Source organism: Pararhizobium sp. (assembly GCF_965279435.1).
Classification (GTDB): domain Bacteria; phylum Pseudomonadota; class Alphaproteobacteria; order Rhizobiales; family Rhizobiaceae; genus Pararhizobium.
In genome coordinates, this window is record NZ_CBDIHY010000003.1 from 1,134,158 (window position 1) to 1,151,192 (window position 17,035).

Annotated in this window: 20 protein-coding genes; 5 read left to right on the plus strand and 15 right to left on the minus strand. The window is 60.0% G+C overall.

Annotated features, from left to right (window positions below; translation table 11 throughout):
- Positions 1–49: 49 nt before the first annotated feature.
- From ACQY8Q_RS11055 to ACQY8Q_RS11070, 4 genes are read right to left on the minus strand one after another with little or no spacing between them, the layout of a single operon-like run.
- Positions 50–682, minus strand: a complete 633-nt coding sequence (locus ACQY8Q_RS11055) for an exopolysaccharide biosynthesis protein (protein WP_428426620.1) — start codon at positions 680–682, stop codon at positions 50–52.
- Positions 683–686: 4 nt separating this feature from the next.
- Positions 687–1,037: an ATPase inhibitor subunit zeta gene (locus ACQY8Q_RS11060; protein ID WP_428426621.1), complete on the minus strand. Its 351-nt coding sequence runs from the start codon at positions 1,035–1,037 to the stop codon at positions 687–689.
- A complete protein-coding gene (locus tag ACQY8Q_RS11065; protein WP_428426622.1) occupies positions 1,037–1,333 on the minus strand; it encodes a hypothetical protein in 297 nt (98 codons plus the stop codon). Before ACQY8Q_RS11065 ends, ACQY8Q_RS11060 begins: the two co-directional genes overlap by 1 nt.
- A gap of 37 nt (positions 1,334–1,370) precedes the next feature.
- Positions 1,371–2,357, minus strand: a complete 987-nt coding sequence (locus ACQY8Q_RS11070) for a TerC family protein (protein WP_428426623.1) — start codon at positions 2,355–2,357, stop codon at positions 1,371–1,373.
- Positions 2,358–2,723: 366 nt separating this feature from the next.
- Between ACQY8Q_RS11070 and ACQY8Q_RS11075 the strand changes: the two genes are divergently transcribed.
- Positions 2,724–3,530, plus strand: coding sequence for an exodeoxyribonuclease III (locus tag ACQY8Q_RS11075; protein WP_428426624.1), 807 nt, complete (start codon positions 2,724–2,726; stop codon positions 3,528–3,530).
- A 60-nt stretch (positions 3,531–3,590) separates the two neighbouring features.
- Here ACQY8Q_RS11075 and ACQY8Q_RS11080 read toward each other — a convergent pair whose 3' ends face one another.
- The 4 genes from ACQY8Q_RS11080 to ACQY8Q_RS11095 all read right to left on the minus strand — a co-directional run bounded on the left by ACQY8Q_RS11080 (position 3,591) and on the right by ACQY8Q_RS11095 (position 6,545).
- On the minus strand, positions 3,591–4,613 hold the full coding sequence (locus ACQY8Q_RS11080; RefSeq protein ID WP_428426625.1) for an LLM class flavin-dependent oxidoreductase: 1,023 nt from the start codon (positions 4,611–4,613) through the stop codon (positions 3,591–3,593).
- Between the two features lie 143 nt (positions 4,614–4,756).
- Complete coding sequence (locus ACQY8Q_RS11085) at positions 4,757–5,323, minus strand: GNAT family N-acetyltransferase (RefSeq protein ID WP_428426626.1); 567 nt, start codon at positions 5,321–5,323, stop codon at positions 4,757–4,759.
- A 37-nt stretch (positions 5,324–5,360) separates the two neighbouring features.
- Positions 5,361–5,816, minus strand: a complete 456-nt coding sequence (locus ACQY8Q_RS11090) for a cyclic nucleotide-binding domain-containing protein (RefSeq protein WP_428426627.1) — start codon at positions 5,814–5,816, stop codon at positions 5,361–5,363.
- Between the two features lie 45 nt (positions 5,817–5,861).
- Positions 5,862–6,545: a response regulator transcription factor gene (locus ACQY8Q_RS11095; RefSeq protein WP_428426628.1), complete on the minus strand. Its 684-nt coding sequence runs from the start codon at positions 6,543–6,545 to the stop codon at positions 5,862–5,864.
- Positions 6,546–6,687: 142 nt separating this feature from the next.
- Here ACQY8Q_RS11095 and ACQY8Q_RS11100 point away from each other — a divergent pair, with 142 nt between their 5' ends.
- A complete protein-coding gene (locus tag ACQY8Q_RS11100; protein WP_428426629.1) occupies positions 6,688–7,239 on the plus strand; it encodes a L,D-transpeptidase family protein in 552 nt (183 codons plus the stop codon).
- 38 nt (positions 7,240–7,277) lie between these two features.
- Here the strand turns inward: ACQY8Q_RS11100 and ACQY8Q_RS11105 are convergent, their stop codons facing one another.
- From ACQY8Q_RS11105 to ACQY8Q_RS11120, 4 genes are all read right to left on the minus strand, one after another.
- Positions 7,278–8,090, minus strand: coding sequence for a class I SAM-dependent methyltransferase (locus ACQY8Q_RS11105; RefSeq protein WP_428426630.1), 813 nt, complete (start codon positions 8,088–8,090; stop codon positions 7,278–7,280).
- Between the two features lie 134 nt (positions 8,091–8,224).
- Positions 8,225–9,634, minus strand: a complete 1,410-nt coding sequence (gene leuC / locus ACQY8Q_RS11110; protein WP_428426631.1) for a 3-isopropylmalate dehydratase large subunit — start codon at positions 9,632–9,634, stop codon at positions 8,225–8,227.
- Positions 9,635–10,065: 431 nt separating this feature from the next.
- The gene (locus tag ACQY8Q_RS11115; RefSeq protein ID WP_428426632.1) at positions 10,066–10,881 is read right to left on the minus strand and encodes an amino acid ABC transporter permease; all 816 of its coding nucleotides are present in this window, start codon (positions 10,879–10,881) and stop codon (positions 10,066–10,068) included.
- 10 nt (positions 10,882–10,891) lie between these two features.
- Positions 10,892–11,689, minus strand: a complete 798-nt coding sequence (locus ACQY8Q_RS11120; RefSeq protein WP_428426633.1) for a transporter substrate-binding domain-containing protein — start codon at positions 11,687–11,689, stop codon at positions 10,892–10,894.
- Between the two features lie 218 nt (positions 11,690–11,907).
- On the opposite strand from ACQY8Q_RS11120, the gene ACQY8Q_RS11125 reads away from it, so the two are divergent.
- Positions 11,908–12,492 (plus strand): hypothetical protein, encoded by a 585-nt coding sequence (locus ACQY8Q_RS11125; protein WP_428426634.1) that lies wholly within the window; start codon positions 11,908–11,910, stop codon positions 12,490–12,492.
- Here the strand turns inward: ACQY8Q_RS11125 and ACQY8Q_RS11130 are convergent, their stop codons facing one another.
- Both ACQY8Q_RS11130 and rplS read right to left on the minus strand, forming a co-directional pair.
- Complete coding sequence (locus ACQY8Q_RS11130) at positions 12,493–13,317, minus strand: class I SAM-dependent methyltransferase (RefSeq protein ID WP_428426635.1); 825 nt, start codon at positions 13,315–13,317, stop codon at positions 12,493–12,495.
- A 91-nt stretch (positions 13,318–13,408) separates the two neighbouring features.
- Complete coding sequence (gene rplS / locus ACQY8Q_RS11135) at positions 13,409–13,969, minus strand: 50S ribosomal protein L19 (protein ID WP_113315997.1); 561 nt, start codon at positions 13,967–13,969, stop codon at positions 13,409–13,411.
- Positions 13,970–14,275: 306 nt separating this feature from the next.
- On the opposite strand from rplS, the gene ACQY8Q_RS11140 reads away from it, so the two are divergent.
- Entirely contained in the window at positions 14,276–15,022 is a 747-nt protein-coding gene (locus tag ACQY8Q_RS11140; RefSeq protein WP_428426636.1) for a sulfite exporter TauE/SafE family protein, read from the plus strand.
- Positions 15,023–15,030: 8 nt separating this feature from the next.
- On the opposite strand, the gene ACQY8Q_RS11145 is transcribed toward ACQY8Q_RS11140, so the two are convergent.
- Positions 15,031–15,618, minus strand: coding sequence for a TetR/AcrR family transcriptional regulator (locus ACQY8Q_RS11145; protein WP_428429753.1), 588 nt, complete (start codon positions 15,616–15,618; stop codon positions 15,031–15,033).
- 150 nt (positions 15,619–15,768) lie between these two features.
- Between ACQY8Q_RS11145 and ACQY8Q_RS11150 the strand changes: the two genes are divergently transcribed.
- Positions 15,769–16,992 (plus strand): MFS transporter, encoded by a 1,224-nt coding sequence (locus tag ACQY8Q_RS11150; RefSeq protein ID WP_428426637.1) that lies wholly within the window; start codon positions 15,769–15,771, stop codon positions 16,990–16,992.
- The last annotated feature ends 43 nt before the right edge of the window (positions 16,993–17,035 follow it).

Here is a 17,035-nt window from a genome sequence, read left to right on the forward strand (position 1 = left end):
CCAATGGCCAAGCGCATGGGAATCGGATTCAGCACGTCTTCGCTCCGACTCAGATCAGCGACGCAAAAGCTGATCCGGCAGCGATAGCGAGATGATAAGAGACAATGCAAGCGACGACGAATGCCGCCATCGCCACGATCACCATCAGTCCATCCCTTTCGGCCAGCGAGATCGCGATCAAGACGATCGCCAGCGCCGGAAGTGTGTTTCCGAACGGGATTGGCAGAGCAATCAGGATCGCAAGCAGCAAGATGGGTAGAGCCAGCACGATCCGCGCCTTGCGCCCGGTCAACGCGCCAAGCCGCCCCGGGGTCAACCAAGCCTCGAATCGCAACACCCACGGCCGTGTCGCAGAAATGGTTGCCTCGACAACTTTCAGCGGCAGAACGCGGCGCCCGATGAAATTGGGCAACCACAACCGATCTGCTCCCGCCAGCATCTGAACGGCAACAAAGGCAAGGCAGGTTCCAAGAAAGAAGCCAAACGGGCCCGGCATCGGAATGATGGTTGGCAGGGCCAGAATGAGAAGCGTGAACGCCGCACCGATCCGGCCCTCGCGTCCCAGAACACATTTCAATTCCAGCCCGTTGTCCTGTCTGGCCCGATCGAGAAGTTCCAGCAGGAACTCTGACCCCTTGGTCGTTTCTTCCTCGATCCGGTTTTCGCTACTATCCGTACTCAAACCATCAATCCGTCGAATGACTGTCGAGCAATGATTGACGGTGGAACGACTTGAGCATTTTGCTCAACTCTCCCTCGCTGACGATGATGCCGTGGGCTTCGAGGTCGTGGGTCAATTTGGCGATGATATCGGCATCGCCAGCAATCTTATAATCGCTCTCGTGCACTTCCGTTGCGTAGGTGGACAAGGCATCGCCCGAGAGGTTGAGCTTCTGCCCCGCCCAGTAACCGGCGAGACGGTTGCGTCTCGCGCGGATTTCATCAAGTGGCGCCGAGTCGAACGGCTCGTTGGTTTCTGTCCCGCTGTTGTTTTTCATCACCGCACTCATTTTCTGTTCCTTCCCGATGGAGGACATCAGGACTCTTCTTTCCGAAGCTGAGCCAAAGTGGCATCGCAGGCCGGATGGATGCCCTGCAGAAAGTCTTCCGGCTGATACCAGCCAATCGTGACACCCATCGCAGAGGTCAAGGCCCAGGCAGGCCGCTCACCCGCCTTGGTGAGGAGAAGCGGTGCACCTTCACGCAGGCAGGTTTCGGCCTGTTCGACGATTGCAGGTGATGCCTGTGCACCGGCAAGCGCTTCACGCAGGTCGGCCTTGGCGGGTTCGACGACCATTGAAGCAATAACAGAGGACATGAGTTCGAGAAGCATTTTTTACATCCATATTGAGTGAGGGGTGGGGCTGCCCTTAATGGGCAGCCGTATCGCTCTTGCGGGTCTTTATGAGGCTCCAGACCACGCCGCTCGCGATGATCAGAAAGGTCATCGACAAGGACAGGGCAGCCGGGAATTTCTCGAGGCCAAGCAGGTCGGCGACAAAGACCTTGGAACCGATGAACACCAGCACGATGGCAAGGGCCGGTTTCAGATATTTGAAGCGGTGGATCATCGCATCCAGCGCAAAGTACAGCGCGCGCAGGCCCAGGATCGCGAAGATGTTCGAGGTGTAGACGATGAACGGGTCGGTGGTGATTGCGAAGATCGCAGGAACCGAGTCGACAGCAAAGATCACGTCAGCAATTTCGATCAGCACCAGCGCCATGAACAGCGGCGTGATGAACAACACCATTTTTCCGGTCTGCGGATGTGGCAACTTGACGAAGAACCGCTCGCCGTGATGCGTGTCCGTGACGTTGAACTTGCGGCGCATGAACGACACCAGCGGATTGCCAGCGATATCCGGATCGGATTCCCCGACAAACAGCATCTTCAGGCCGGTAAAGACCAGGAAGGCCGCGAAGATATAGAGCACCCAGGAGAACTCGGTGACGAGCGTTGCGCCAAGGCCGATCATGATGGCGCGAAGGACGATAACGCCGAGAATACCCCAGAACAGCACGCGGTGCTGATAGATACGCGGGACGGCAAAGAAGGAAAAGATCAGGGCGATAACGAAGACGTTGTCGAGAGCCAGCGTCTTTTCAACGACAAAGCCGGTGACATAGTTCATCCCGGCTTCAGCGCCGAGATACCACCACACCCAGGCACCGAAGGCGAGGCCGAGCGAGATGTAGAGCGCCGAAAGCTTGAGGCTTTCCTTGACGCCGATTTCCCGGTTTTCCTTGTGCAGGACACCGAGGTCAAATGTCAGAATGGTCGCGACCAGCGTAATGAACGCAGCCCACATCCAGAGTGGGGATCCCATCCAGTGGACGAGCATAAACGAAAGGTCCAAAGCCTTCTCCTTCGCCGGCATACAATGTCGAAGAAGGTCCGACATCGTAGAGCGCCGGCGGCTCTACCAGAGGGGCCCGGACCACGGGTCTCGCCCCAAGTGGAGGTGCACGCCGGGCCGTTCAAGGGGCGAGCGCATTTATTTTCGATTTTGAAATCTCTGATGATGGGGTCGTTTTGGCATGTGCAACACGGCAGCGCCGTTGTCTGTCATGAGGGCCCGAGGCCGCCGCGAATGAGCCCGGAAGGCGGCGCACAAGGCTGGCAATATCGCCGCAAATCCAATGGCCAAGCCAATAAAAAGCCCTTATGACGAAATGTACGGGCTGCGTCCGCCCCAACCAGTTTTCATGAAAGAACCCTCTGCATGGCATTGTCGATCGCGACCTGGAACATCAACTCGGTGCGCCTGCGCATGCCGCTGGTCGAGCACCTACTGAAGACCTGGGCGCCGGATATTCTCTGCCTGCAGGAAACCAAGGTTGCCAACGATCTCTTCCCCTTTTCGCCGCTGAAGGCGCTGGGCTACGAGCATATCGCCATCCATGGCCAGAAGGGTTATCACGGCGTCGCCACCATCTCCCGCCTGCCGCTGCATGAGCTGAGCGACCGGCGCGACTATTGCGGCGTCGGCGATGCCCGCCATCTCTCGGTCGTCTTTGAAAAATCCGGCAAGAAGATCCGCCTGCACAATTTCTATGTGCCCGCCGGCGGCGACGAGCCGGACCGGACGATCAACCAGAAATTCGGCCACAAGCTCGATTTCATCGACGAGATGAAAATGCTGCATGCCGAAAGTGAGGCCGGCATTTCATCGGTGCTGGTCGGCGATCTCAACATCGCACCGCTGGAGCACGACGTCTGGTCGCACAAACAACTCTTGAAGATCGTCAGCCACACGCCGGTCGAGACGGAGGGCCTGACCGCTGTACTGAACGGCGGCGCTTGGGTCGACCTGATGCGCCAGCACACGCCGTCGCCGGAAAAGCTCTACACTTGGTGGAGCTACCGCGCCAAGGATTGGGAAGGTGCCAACAAGGGCCGCCGCCTCGACCATGTCTGGTCATCCGCCGACCTCTCGCCGCACCTCACCCGCGTCGAAATCCTCAAGGAAGCCCGCGGCTGGGAACGTCCGTCAGACCACGTCCCCGTCATCGCCCATTTCGATATCTAAGGGCGACTGAAGCTGGCGCGGCCTTCCGGCTGGATACGCCGCACCTGATCAACGTCGAATTTATCGCCAGCCGAGCGCTGGCGCGACATGCTTCAGAACCGCTTCGATCACATGGGCGTTGTAGTCCACACCCAGCTGGTTCGGCACGGTCAGGAGCAGGGTATCGGCCTCGGCAATCGCCTCGTCCTCGGCCAGTTGCCGGATGAGGACGTCAGGCTCTGCGGCATAGGAGCGGCCGAAAATCGCCCGTGTCTGGTCATCGATATAGCCGATCGAGTCACTTTCCTTGCTGCCGCCGCCGAAATAGGCGTGGTCACGGTCATCGACGAGCGGAAAGATGCTGCGGCTGACCGACACACGTGCCGTGCGCGCATGGCCGGCTTCCTTCCAGGCATCCCGGTAGAGGCGGATCTGCGCGGCCTGCTGAACGTGGAAGGGCTCGCCGGTTTCGTCGTTCTTCAGCGTCGAACTCTGCAGGTTCATGCCGAGCTTGGCTGCCCAGACGGCTGTGGCGTTCGAGCTGGCGCCCCACCAGATGCGTTCGCGCAAGCCTTCCGAATGCGGCTCAAGCCGCAGCAGGCCCGGCGGATTGGGAAACATCGGGCGCGGGTTCGGCTGGGCAAAGCCCTCACCTTTCAACGTTTCGAGAAAGACTTCGGTGTGCTTGCGCGCCATGTCCGCATCGCTCAAGCCTTCCTGCGGCGCGTAACCGAAATAGCGCCAGCCATCGATCACCTGTTCGGGCGAGCCGCGGCTGATGCCAAGCTGCAAGCGTCCATTCGAGATGAGATCGGCGCTACCGGCATCCTCAGCCATGTAGAGCGGGTTCTCGTAGCGCATGTCGATAACCGCCGTGCCGATCTCGATCTTCTTGGTACGGGCGCCGATGGCGGCCAGAAGCGGAAAGGGAGCGGCGAGTTGCCGGGCAAAGTGGTGGACGCGGAAATAGGCGCCGTCGGCGCCAAGCTCTTCGGCGGCAACGGCCAGATCGATCGATTGCAGAAGCGCGTCTCCGGCCGACCGGGTCCCCGATTGCGGCGAAGGTGTCCAATGTCCGAACGAAAGGAAGCCGATTTTTTTCATTGTTTTCTATCCCGATGATGGCGATGTGTTGCAGCATAGATGGGGAAAAAACACGCTACAGGAAAGAGCGGAGATCAGCCGCAGTCCTCCTGTGTTCGAAACACACTGTCTCCAGGGAGAAACGTCGATCCGAAGTTGACGACTCAATCTGGCCCGCTTTTCAGCCTGAAAGGATCGGCGAACTCATGACACAGAATTCCCATCATCAGGTCGTCGTGCCAGACATCGTTGACGAATGCCGTTTCACGTTCGCGCCCCTCCACCCGAAACCCGCATTTCTCGTAGGCCCGGATAGCGCGGCTGTTGTAGGCGAGCACCCGTAGGCTGACACGATGCAAGTTGAGGGTCCCAAAGGCATGGGCGAGAACCAGCGCGATCGCCACTGGACCGATGCCCTGCCCGAGCCTCGAGGGGTCGAAAATACCAAGTGCCAGCAAGGTGCGCCGATCGGTCTTATTCATGTTGTCGAGCCGGATCTCGCCAATCGGCGATCCATCTTTTTCGATAATCCAAGCATGGGGGTGCGACATCAGCCAACCAACCCAATCCTGGACACCGTCGCGGGTCAATGGCCGGATATCGGACCTGTTCTTCCCGTACATTTCAGCGATATCAGCATCGTTGCCGAACGCAAGGCGGGCGTCGATATCGGCCTCTGTTGCGGGCCGGAGCACGATATCTCCAGCCTTTAGAACAGACGTTGCAGACATGAACGGTCCCTTTGGAGAAAGAAAAAAGTGGCGGCGGCTACCCGAATTTCGGCGCCAGCCTCTGCATGGCGCTGATCATCGCCTGCAGGTTTGCCTTGATCCGGCCTTCGACGACGACGGCCACTTCCGGATATTCCTCCAGCATGCGGCGGAACAGCGGTCGATTGATGCGGATGACTTCGCTGTCTTCCTCGGCGGTTGCGGTAAATTTGCGCTCGACGAAGGAGATCATCGCCAGTTCGGACAGAAGCGTGCCGCGCCCGACGGTATCCACCACCTCGACACTGCCATCGACGAGATTGCGCGTCAGCGTGACGGAGCCGCTGGCAATGGCAAAGGCGCAATCGGCTGGCGCGCCCTCGCGAAACAGCTGCTGTCCCTTGTTCAGCCGGCGGCGCTCGGCACCAAATGCGATCAGCCGCAATTTGTCGTCATCGATATCCGCAAACAGCGGCACGAGGGACAGAAGGGCGATATCGTCGTTCAGCGACAAAGGGATACCTCTGAGCGGGCATGACCCCGGTCACGCCCCATGTCGTTAGGGAACTATCTTGTAGCCGCCATTCTCTGTCACCAAAATCTCCGCATTGGAAGGGTCGCGTTCGATTTTCTGACGCAGGCGATAAACGTGGGTCTCGAGCGTATGGGTGGTGACGCCGGAATTGTAGCCCCAGACCTCTTCCAGCAGCACATCCCGGGTCACGACCTTCTGGTCGGCGCGGTAGAGATAGCGGATGATCGCCGCTTCCTTTTCGGTCAGCCTAATCTTCTGGCCGTTTTCCAGCGTCAAAAGCTTCTGGCCCGGCTTGAACGTGTAGGGACCGACGGTGAAGGTGGCGTCCTCGCTCTGCTCATGCTGGCGCAACTGCGCCCGGATGCGGGCGAGAAGCACCGCGAAACGGAACGGCTTGGTGACATAATCGTTGGCGCCGGCTTCGAGACCGAGGATCGTATCCGAATCGGTATCATGGCCGGTCAGCATGATGATCGGCGACTTGAAACCGCCCTTGCGCAAGAGCTTGACAGCCTCGCGGCCATCCATGTCCGGCAGGCCGACATCCATCACCAGAAGGGCTATTTGGTTGTTGCGGGCAGTGTTGATGCCCTTGGCGGCCGTCGATTCCTGGAGAATGGTGAACTCTTCATAGAGGGCAAGTTGCTCCACCAGTGTTTCACGCAGGTCGTTGTCGTCATCGACGAGAAGAATGGTGCGGGCCGACATGGTATTCTCTCCTTGCTTGCGGTCTTAAACTAGCGCAATCGCTGCCTTAAACAAGCTGTGCAGCACTCACCCGGTTGTTACATATTGTGTAGTGCTATTGTTATGTTTCAGATCACGCACAACGCAAAAAACTGTGAGCAAAATGCGATTGAAACTCCGCAAGGCTGCAATTCCAGCCGGCATCATCACCGTCAGGCCAAAGCCCGGCAGCCGAACCCGGGCGCTGGTGAGCTTTTCCGGACGCACCGAGGAGGCCGCCATCGGCCGCAGCGGCATCACCGCACGCAAGCGCGAAGGCGATGGCGCCACCCCGATCGCTGCTATGCGGCTGATCGGCGGTTATGTCCGCCAGGATCGCGTCACCCAGCCACCAACCGCGCTGCCGCTGCGCTTCACGCCGGAAAAGCTGCTCTGGTGCGACGAGCCTCGCCACGCGCTCTACAATCGCCCCGTCCACGCGCCGTTCAAGCCGAGCCACGAAAAGATGCGGCGTGATGACGGCCTCTACGATGTCTGCCTGGTGATGGACTGGAATCTGCGCAGCCGGAAGCGCTATGGCGGCTCGGCGATCTTCTTCCACCTCGCCAAACCGGGCTACCCGCCAACAGAAGGCTGCGTCGCAGTGAGCCTGCCAGCGATAAAGCGGTTGCTGCGGTTCATGCGGCGGGGAACGGTGGTGCGGGTGGTCCGTTGAGGTGTGGGCGAATTTCTACATCACCAGGGGCAGACTGGTTAGGGCAGTGCGGTGACGACATACGCCCGAATGGAACCTTCGATGGCTCCGTCACCGAACTGTCGCCTCAGCGCCTCAGCAACAGTTTCGGTGACGTCCTGCAGTTTTCCGGGCGCACGTGTCTCAATCTCGACTGCCAGCGGGTTGCCCTGACAATAGGCCGTCGCCGCATCGAGTGCTGATCTGGCGCGGCTGACACGGTCGACCGTCTCGGTCTGCGCCGATGAAAATCCGGCGCCCCTCACATCCGCCGTGATCGCCGAAAGATCATGGTACCCATGCGGCGTCCGCTCCATGAAACGCGGCGGATCGTTCGGAAACATCTCTGTCAGCGTTCGCGCGACAGTCATCACGAACGCGTTGTTCTGGATGGCATCCCAGACGTTGAAGAGATAGCGCCCGGTGGGCTTCAGAACACGCCGGGCTTCGCGATAGCCCGCGATCCTGTCTGGGAAGAACATCACGCCGAACTGACAGGCCACAACGTCGAAGGTCTGGTCATCGAATGGCAACGCTTGGCCGTCTGCCTGCTTCCAGGTGATGCGGTTGTCCACGCCCTGATTGGCTATCGCCAGGTCGAGCATCGGCTGGTTGAGATCCGTGGCGACGATCCGCGCTCCGGCACCGAGCCGGGACGCCATGGCGCGAGTCAACACGCCGGTGCCAGCGGCGATCTCGAGCACGTCGCGCGGCGCCAACGCCGCAATCCGCTGCGCCATCTCTTGTGCATACGGTTCGAAGATCATCGGCACGAAAAGTTTCTCGTAGATCGCCGGCATGCCGCCAGCAAAGACTTTGTCCGCACCGGTCATGATGAAACTCCCAAACCGCGAGGCCACGGTCGAGTATACGCGCCCAAACGAAAAGGCGGAAGCACTGCTTCCGCCTTAGCTGGATCTGAGATCGGATCGCAAGGACGCCGGGGCCACGAGGTCCCCGCCGAAGCCTACTTCCAATCGCGGATATCGACGAAGTGTCCGGAGACTGCTGCCGCAGCGGCCATGGCCGGCGACACCAGATGGGTGCGGCCCTTAAAACCCTGGCGGCCTTCGAAGTTGCGGTTGGAGGTCGAGGCGCAGCGTTCGCCTGGCTTCAGGCGGTCGTCGTTCATGGCCAGGCACATCGAGCAGCCCGGCTCGCGCCAGTCGAAACCGGCCGCCTTGAAGATCACGTCAAGACCTTCGGCTTCCGCCTGTTCCTTGACGAGACCGGAGCCCGGAACGATCATCGCCGAGACTGTTGAGGCAACCGTGCGGCCTTCGACGACCTTGGCGACTTCGCGCAGGTCCTCGATGCGGCCATTGGTGCAGGAGCCGATGAAGACACGATCGATATTGATATCGGTGATCTTCGTGCCCGGCTTCAGGCCCATATAATCGAGTGCGCGCCACTTGGAGGTGCGCTTGTTCTCGTCGGCAATTTCATCAGGGTTCGGCACGATGCCCTGAACCGAGATGACATCTTCCGGCGAGGAACCCCAGGAGACGATCGGCGGCAGGTCGGCGGCATTCAGCACGACGACGCGGTCATAATGCGCGCCTTCGTCGGTCTGCAGCGTCTTCCAGTAGGCGATTGCTTTTTCGAGGTCTTCGCCCTTCGGCGCGCGCGGCTTGCCCTTGATATATTCGAAGGTCTTTTCGTCCGGCGCGATCAGGCCGGCACGGGCGCCGCCTTCGATCGTCATGTTGCAGACCGTCATGCGGCCTTCCATCGACAGCGCGCGGATGGCTTCGCCGGCAAACTCGATGACGCTACCGGTACCGCCGGCCGTGCCGATCTCGCCGATGATGGCCAAAATGATGTCCTTGGCGGTGACATGCTCCGGCAGAATACCATCGACACGCACCAGCATGTTCTTGGCCTTCTTCTGGATCAGCGTCTGGGTGGCGAGCACGTGCTCGACCTCGGACGTGCCGATACCGTGCGCAAGCGCGCCGAAAGCGCCGTGCGTGGAGGTGTGGCTATCGCCGCAGACGATGGTCATGCCCGGCAGGGTAAAGCCCTGTTCCGGCCCGACGATATGGACGATGCCCTGGCGGATATCGCTGGCCGAATAATATTCGACGCCGAAATCGGCAGCATTCTGGGCGAGCGCTTCAACCTGGATGCGGCTTTCCTCGTTCTTGATGCCAAGATGGCGATCCGGCGAGGTCGGCACGTTGTGATCGACGACGGCAAGGGTCTTCTGCGGAGCCCGGACCTGACGGTTCGTCAAGCGAAGGCCTTCGAACGCCTGCGGGCTCGTCACTTCGTGAACGAGATGGCGATCGATATAGAGAAGACAGGTTCCGTCATCCTGTTGATCGACCAGATGGTCGTCCCAGATCTTGTCGTAGAGGGTACGCGGTGCGCTCATGGCTGTGCATCCATTTGAAGTTCGGGCGATATGAAAAGCTTAGGAAAAAAGTCCGGCAAAGGCGCCGGTGACCGGGTCGGGGATCGAGCCCCGACGATCAGATAAGCCGGCTGCTGAGGGCGCCGGAAACGCACGCGAAAAACCGTGCCGGCAGACGCTTGTGGTCCTGCAGCACGACGATTTTCTGCTCAAAACATCCGAATTTGGATTCCATGAGCGGGGATATAGCAGTTTTGTGAAGGTTCGGCAATTGGCGAGATGGGCGGCGACGGCGACGCCGCGACCTCCCTCTTCTCCCCAGCGGGGAGAAGTGCCGAACGGAGTTAGGCGATGAGGGGGTCTTTCCGCGAACCCGAAGCGTACCGCCCCCTCATCCGGCCCCTTTGGGCCACCTTCTCCCCGCCGGGGGAGAAGAGGGAGCCGCAGTCAACCTATGCCCTCTGCCCCTGCCTTAACCTCAGTTCCAGCCGCCGCAGACCCAGCGACAGCCCGACCGTCAAAATCAGATAAATATAGGCAACAATCGAATAGGTCTCGAAGAACCGGAACGAGCCGGAGGCATAGATCTTGCCGGCCTGGGTGATATCGGCGACGCCGAGTACCGATACGAGGGATGAGTCCTTCACCATCGCGACGAAATCATTGCCGAGCGGCGGCAGGATGACGCGGATGGCTTGCGGGAAAACCACCAGCCGGAAGCGTTGAGTGCGCGACAGGCCAAGCGCCTTGGCCGCCTCGATCTGCCCCTTGTCGACCGACAGGATGCCGGCGCGAAAAACCTCGGCGATGAAGGCGGAATAGCCGATCGACAGCGCGATAATTGCCCGCCACATCAAGGAGAGGTCGCGCACCACCATCGGTTCGATGACGCCAGCCGAAATCAGCGGCGACAGCAGGAAGTTGATCGCGACGACCAGCGCCGGGGCTCCGGCAAAGGCGATGTAGAACAACAGAACCAGGATCGGAATGCCGCGGATCACCTCGGTATAGAAACGGGCGATCTGGCGTAGTGGTGCCCGGTCCGACAGCGCCATCAGCGCAATGCCGAGCCCCAAAGCTGTGGCAAAGAAGAAGCCGACCAGCGTCACGAAAATGGTGATGCCGATACCTGCCGAAACGATGCTGAAGACCTGACGGTAGACACCGCTCGAAGTGATCACCACGGCCAGCGCCACGGCGATCACGGCAAGGGCGACCAGCCACCAGGGATAGTCGCCCTTTTGAGAAGTGTCGTGCGCAGGCGTCATCGGGTGGCGATCATTCGCCCATCTTGTAATCGACGAACCACTTCTGGTTCAGCTTGTCGAGCGTGCCGTCTGCCTTCAGTGCCGCAATCGCGGCATTGACCGGGGCGGCCAGATCGGAGCCCTTCTTGAAGATGAAGCCGAAATCCTCGGTGCCGAGCGCTCCCCCAACAACCTTCAGGCCACCGGCCGACGAATCGACATAACCCTTCGCGGCGACGCTGTCGGTCAAAACAACATCGACATCACCCGCCTTTAGGGCCTGCACCGTCGCGCCAAATGTTTCGAACAGCTTTACCCGCGGGTTCTGCTCATTGCCGTCGAGCATTTCATAGACTGCCGTGTAGAACGGCGAGGTTCCGGGCTGGGCGCCAACCAGGCCATCGGCAAAGGCGCCAAATGTCTTGGCGTCGGCAAAGCGGGTCTCGTCGCTGCGCACCAGCATGAACTGCTGCGAGCGCATGTAAGGATCGGAGAAATCCACCTTCGCCTTGCGCTCGTCCTTGATGGTGATGCCGGTCATGCCGATATCGTACTGGCCGTCGGAAACCGACTGGATCATCGCGTCCCAAGAGGTGTTCTGGATTTCCAGCTTGAAATTCAGCCGCTTGGCGATTTCCTCCATCGCGTCATATTCCCAGCCGATCGCCTTGCCGCTCTTCGGATCGACGAACTGCAGCGGCGGATAAGCGTTCTCAGTGACCACAATGACAGATCGCCCGCCAAGATCCGGCAGATCCGCAGCGGCAACGCTCAAAGGGGCAAGAACAAGGGCGGTCAGACCGGCGAGAAGGGTGCGGCGGGAAAACATGGGTGGCTCCTGAATTGTGGCGACCGAACCTGTCACATCTCAAGAGGGGGTGGCAAGGGCGACCGTGGCATCCACCGCGCAATTCCAGAAAAGATGGTACCCTGCAGGAGGTTTTTCAGCAAAACCGTTTCAGCTTCCACCTTGGCTTAGATCCGGACTAGCTTCTAACTGCGGTGAAACGATAGAAGCGACATGCAAGTCGCAAGTGAGGAGTGCATATGCGGCTGTACGTTTTTCTGTTTGACCGCCTCTGCCTCCCATTGTTTCTTATCGCGATAACACCCTTCGCATCCTATATGCTGGGCTTCGTGATTCCTCTTTCCACGATACCGTTGCCGGTGAGAGGCGCTCTGTTCGCAAGGCTCGAGTGCGATCTAACATTCATCGAAACGCATCTGGCAGTCGACCCATTGCTTTATGCGACAGCGTATTTTTCGGGCATGGCAGCGCTGCTCCTTTCAATCCCCTTTGCCTTAGCCTTGCTATTTGTTCCATGGAGCGCATTTTCCGGAACGAAAATTCACAACCAACCGATGCCCTCCCATACAAACTTGAGGGTGCTGCTCCTCCTCTTCATGGCAATCGGGAGTTTCGTTGCCTTATCGATCTTGCCAAACAGTTCGGCAACAGGGCCAAATTGTTCGTGGTTCAGGGAAGTCGAGACCGCAAACGAAGCGAAACAACAATTTTTACAAACACTCGGATTGATTGGCGGCCTGCAGGCTTCACTTTATATGTGGTTATGGGCCGGTATGATGATGTACAGAAAAATAGGCGCCGATCGCGTTGCTGCCCATAGCTGATCACCCCGCCTTCGTCGCCCCGATCGAGAACGACAACGGAATGCGCGGCAGGCCCCACGCCTGTTCGAACTGGTCCTCGCCGGTCTCGATCATGCCCGGATAATGCCGCCAGACGAGGATTTCGTGCTCGTTGAGGAAATCGAGTGTCAACCCGGCCTTCAGCAGCGCGTTGACGGTATCGCTGACCGGGTGCAGCCATTCGTACATGCGCTGGTGGGTCAGCGGCCGCTCGTCGCCGGTATAGGTATGGGTTTCTTCAAACAGAAGCGGCGCATCGACCGGCGTGCGCCAGCCATAGGCGAGCGACAGGCTGCCATGCTCAGTGCCTTCGTATTGATACATCTGCGGATGCCCGTCGAGCAGGTAGAGCCGGCCACCGGGGCGCAGCAGGCTGGCAATGACTTCGGCCCACTTAAAGATATCCGGCAGCCAGTGGATGGCGCCCCAGGTGACGAAGACGATGTCATAGGTGCGGTGTTCCAGCGCCGCTGCCGCATCATAGACCGAGGCCTCGACGAAGATTGCCTCCGTCCCAGCTCTTTCGGCAAAATCCCGCGCAGCAGCGATGGCAACCGGGGAAAAATCCAGTCCAGTGACCGAGCGCGCGCCCAGATGCTTGAGGCTCAGCGTATCCAGCCCGATATGGCATTGCAGATGGACGATGTCCTTACCGGCGATATCGCCGATCTCGCCGGCCTCCAGCGCATGCAGCGACGAGCCACCCGCAATCACCCGGCCGATCCGGTAGCTGCCCGTCGTGTCCGTCGCATGCAGCCCCGCCCGGTCGTCCCAGTTCAGCCGGTTGGTTTCGATATAGTCGTTCATCGTCTTCTCCCCCCAAAGAATTCCGTTGCCCTCAAACAGAAAAAGGCGGCCCGAAGGCCGCCTTTTCCAAGCAATCCCGGGAGATCGAAGCTTATTCTGCTGCCGGCTCAGCGGCTGCGGCTGCAGCGGCGGCTTCTTCAGCGGCCTTTGCTGCGGCGGCTTCAGCTGCTGCTGCTTCGGCTGCTGCCTTTTCGGCGGCCAGAGCCTGTGCTGCTGCGACCTTTTCAGCTTCCAGACGTGCCTTTTCTTCGGCAACAGCGGCGCGCTCGGCATCGTTCAGCTTGCGGGCGCGAACGCCGGTGTCTTCAACGATACGAGCCGACTTACCGCGACGATCGCGCAGGTAGTACAGCTTGGCGCGACGAACCTTACCGCGGCGAACGATCTCGACGCCTTCGACCATCGGCGAGTAAACCGGGAATACGCGCTCGACGCCTTCACCGTAGGAAATCTTGCGAACTGTGAAGCTTTCGTTGATGCCGCCGCCGGAACGGGCAATGCAAACGCCTTCATAGGCCTGGATACGGGTACGGGTACCTTCCGTCACGCGAACGTTGACGCGGAGGGTGTCGCCTGCCGAAAATTCCGGAAGCGTACGCTTGGCGGCAATCTTGGCGGCCTGTTCGGCTTCCAGCTGCTGGATGATGTTCATGGGTCTAACCTTCTCAAGTTCTTCTGCAACAGCCAGAGCGCTCGATCGAACCTGTTGGACCAATCCTCAGATGAGGCGCCTCAAGGTTTTGTTTCTCGTGAAGAAAAACAGGAGCGAATTCACCATTCTTTGTTTTCGGCTGACGGGATTTTTCCCGAACCGGTCGGGCGAATACACCAAAGCACAGCGTTTGTCATCCCCGGACGGCAAAAATTCTCCATGCAGCAAGCCTGCGGAGGATCATTTCCACGCCTTGCCGCCAGTGAACCTGCAGGCTATGTCCGATTCTACCGCTGGAGGAGCGTCATGTCCATATCGACTGCCATCATGCTGTTTGTCGCAGGTTTCCTGTCGAGCGCCGTCAACGCGGTGGCCGGTGGCGGCACCTTTCTGACCTTCGGCGCCATGACGCTGGCGGGCCTGCCGCCGATCGTCGCCAATGCCACCTCCTCCATCGTCCAGTTTCCGGGTTATGTCACCTCGGCACTCGCCTATCGCAAAGAGATCTGGGCGGACCGCCGCGAGGCGGCCATCCTCGGCGCATTGTCGCTCATCGGCGGCCTGGCTGGTGCGCTGATCCTTCTGTCGCTGTCCAACCCGTCCTTCCGGGCTATGGTCCCCTGGCTGCTGATTGCCGCAACGGTGATCTTTGCCGCCGGACCGCTGTTGCGGCCGAAATCAGCCGATGACGACGCCCCGATGGGTCCGTTCGGACTGCTCGGCCAGTTTGCCACCGCCATCTACGGCGGCTTCTTCGGTGCCGGCATGGGCATCATGATGCTCGCCGTGCTCGGCCTCTCCAAGGGCGGCGATTATCACCGGCTGAACGCGCTCAAGAACTTTCTTGCCATGGTCATCGCCGCCGTCGCCATCGTCGTCTTTGCCGGTGGCAATGTCGTCGGCTGGCTGCAGGCCGCCGTGATGATCCCCGGCGGCGCGCTCGGTGGCTACGCCGGCGTCTGGCTTGCCCGCCGTGTACCGCAAGCGCTGATCCGCGGCCTGGTCGTCGCCGTTGGCCTGCTTCTGGCGGTCTATTATTTCGTCACGGGGTAAGGCACCCCCTATTTCACCCGCAATCCTTCCAGCAAGGTACGAAAGCCCTGCACCGCGCGTCTGGACGTCGCCTGCGGGTCATCGGAGTTGGCGATCCACAGGGCGGCATTGCTGCTGGCGCCATTGATCAGGCGTGCGGTCACTTCTTCGTCGATATCGATGATGACGCCATCCTGCTTGAGCTGGCTCAGACTCTGCTTCAGCGCGGCGACGCAACCGTTTGTGGTCGGCCATTGCGAGATATCGCCCAGTACGGCTGGACCATCGCGGAACATGATTCTTTGAATTTCCGGCTCCAGCGCCATCTCGATATAGGTCGAGCACTCATCGACAAACCCCTGCCATCGTGTCGGGGCGCCAGCCGAAACCACCTGCAATCGCGTCGTCATCTCCGCGTCGATTTCCTGGATGACCGCCTGCAGCAAGCCCTTCTTGTCGCCGAAATGGTGGTACAGCGCGCCGCGCGTTAGCCCCGCCGCCGCCGTGAAATCATCCATCGACGATTCCGCATAGCCGACCGTGCCGAAGGCATGGCGGGCAGCGGCCAGCAGTTTGGCACGCGTTTCGGCGATCATTTCCGGGCGAGGCCTGATTATCCTCATCGACAGAGCTCCTGGTTCGCATACGCAGCGTATTTATTTTTACATACGCACCGTATTTTAATTGACATACGCCGCGTACGCAACCATGTTATTTCATACGCCACGTATGTAAGTGGTTTCTCAGCGTGATTGTAGGAGCATTCCATGTCCAACCCTTACAAGGAAATATTCAGCGTGCCGGGGGCCAAGGCCTTCTCCGCCGCCGGCTTCTTCGCCCGCCTGCCGATTGCCATGGCGCCGATCGGCATTGTCGCGATGCTGTCGCAGACACGCGGCGAGTACTGGATCGCCGGCGCGGTTTCGGCAACCTTTGCCCTCACCAACGCTCTCGTCGCGCCGCAGGTCTCGCGCCTGGTGGATCGGTTCGGGCAAACCGCCATCATTGTGCCAAGCACGATTGTCTCGGTGATCGCGTTTGCCCTGCTCATCTTGTCGGCAAATCAGAACTGGCCGGAATGGACCTTGTTCGCCGCAGCCCTTCTTGCTGCAGCCATGCCCAGCATGCCGGCCATGCTGCGCGCACGCTGGACGGAGATTTTTCGCGGCCGCCCCGAGCTGAACACTGCCTTTGCGTTTGAATCCGCAGCCGATGAACTGGTGTATATCGCCGGTGCCTCGCTGTCGGTCGGGCTGGCAGTCTCGTTGTTTCCCGAAGCCGGCATGCTGATCTCAACGGTTTTCCTGGCTATTGGAACTGCCGCCTTTGCCTTGCAACGCTCGACCGAACCGGCTGTGCGTCCGGGCGTAGCCGGAACAGTCCGGACATCGGCCATTCGCCTGCGGTCCGTGCAGATCATTACACTGGCGCTGATCTTCGTCGGATCTATGTTTGCGACAGCCGAGGTCACCACCGTTGCCATGACCAAAGAACTCGGCCAACCGGGCGCCGCCAGCTTGGTCATCGGCGTCTACGCGATCGGATCCTTCGTCGTTGGCCTTGTGCTGGGCGCCTTGAACCTGCGCACGCCGCTGCAAAAGCAGCTGCTGATCGCCGTCAGTGTCCTGGCTATCACTGCCTTGCCGTTGCTGATCGCCGGGACAGTTCCGTTTCTGGCTCTCGCCGTCTTCGTCAGCGGCATCGCCATCTCGCCCACCTTCATCACGGCCTTTGGCCTGATCGAGCGCCGGGTTCCGGAATCGATGCTGACGGAAGGCATTACCTGGGTCACCACCGGTATCGGCATCGGCATGGCTCTGGGCGCGTTTCTGGCCGGATGGGTCGTGGATAATTTCGGCGCGCAGAACGGCTTCTGGCTGTCCGTGGCGGCCGGTGTCGCAGTGGTCGTCACCATCGCCCTTGGCCAGAAGACCCTTGCCGGTGGCAGACCGGACACAACCGGCGACGCGCTGCCCCAGGCGGCGGAGTAAACCGGAAACAGCATGGCGCGCTGAACCTGCGCGCCATGCCCTC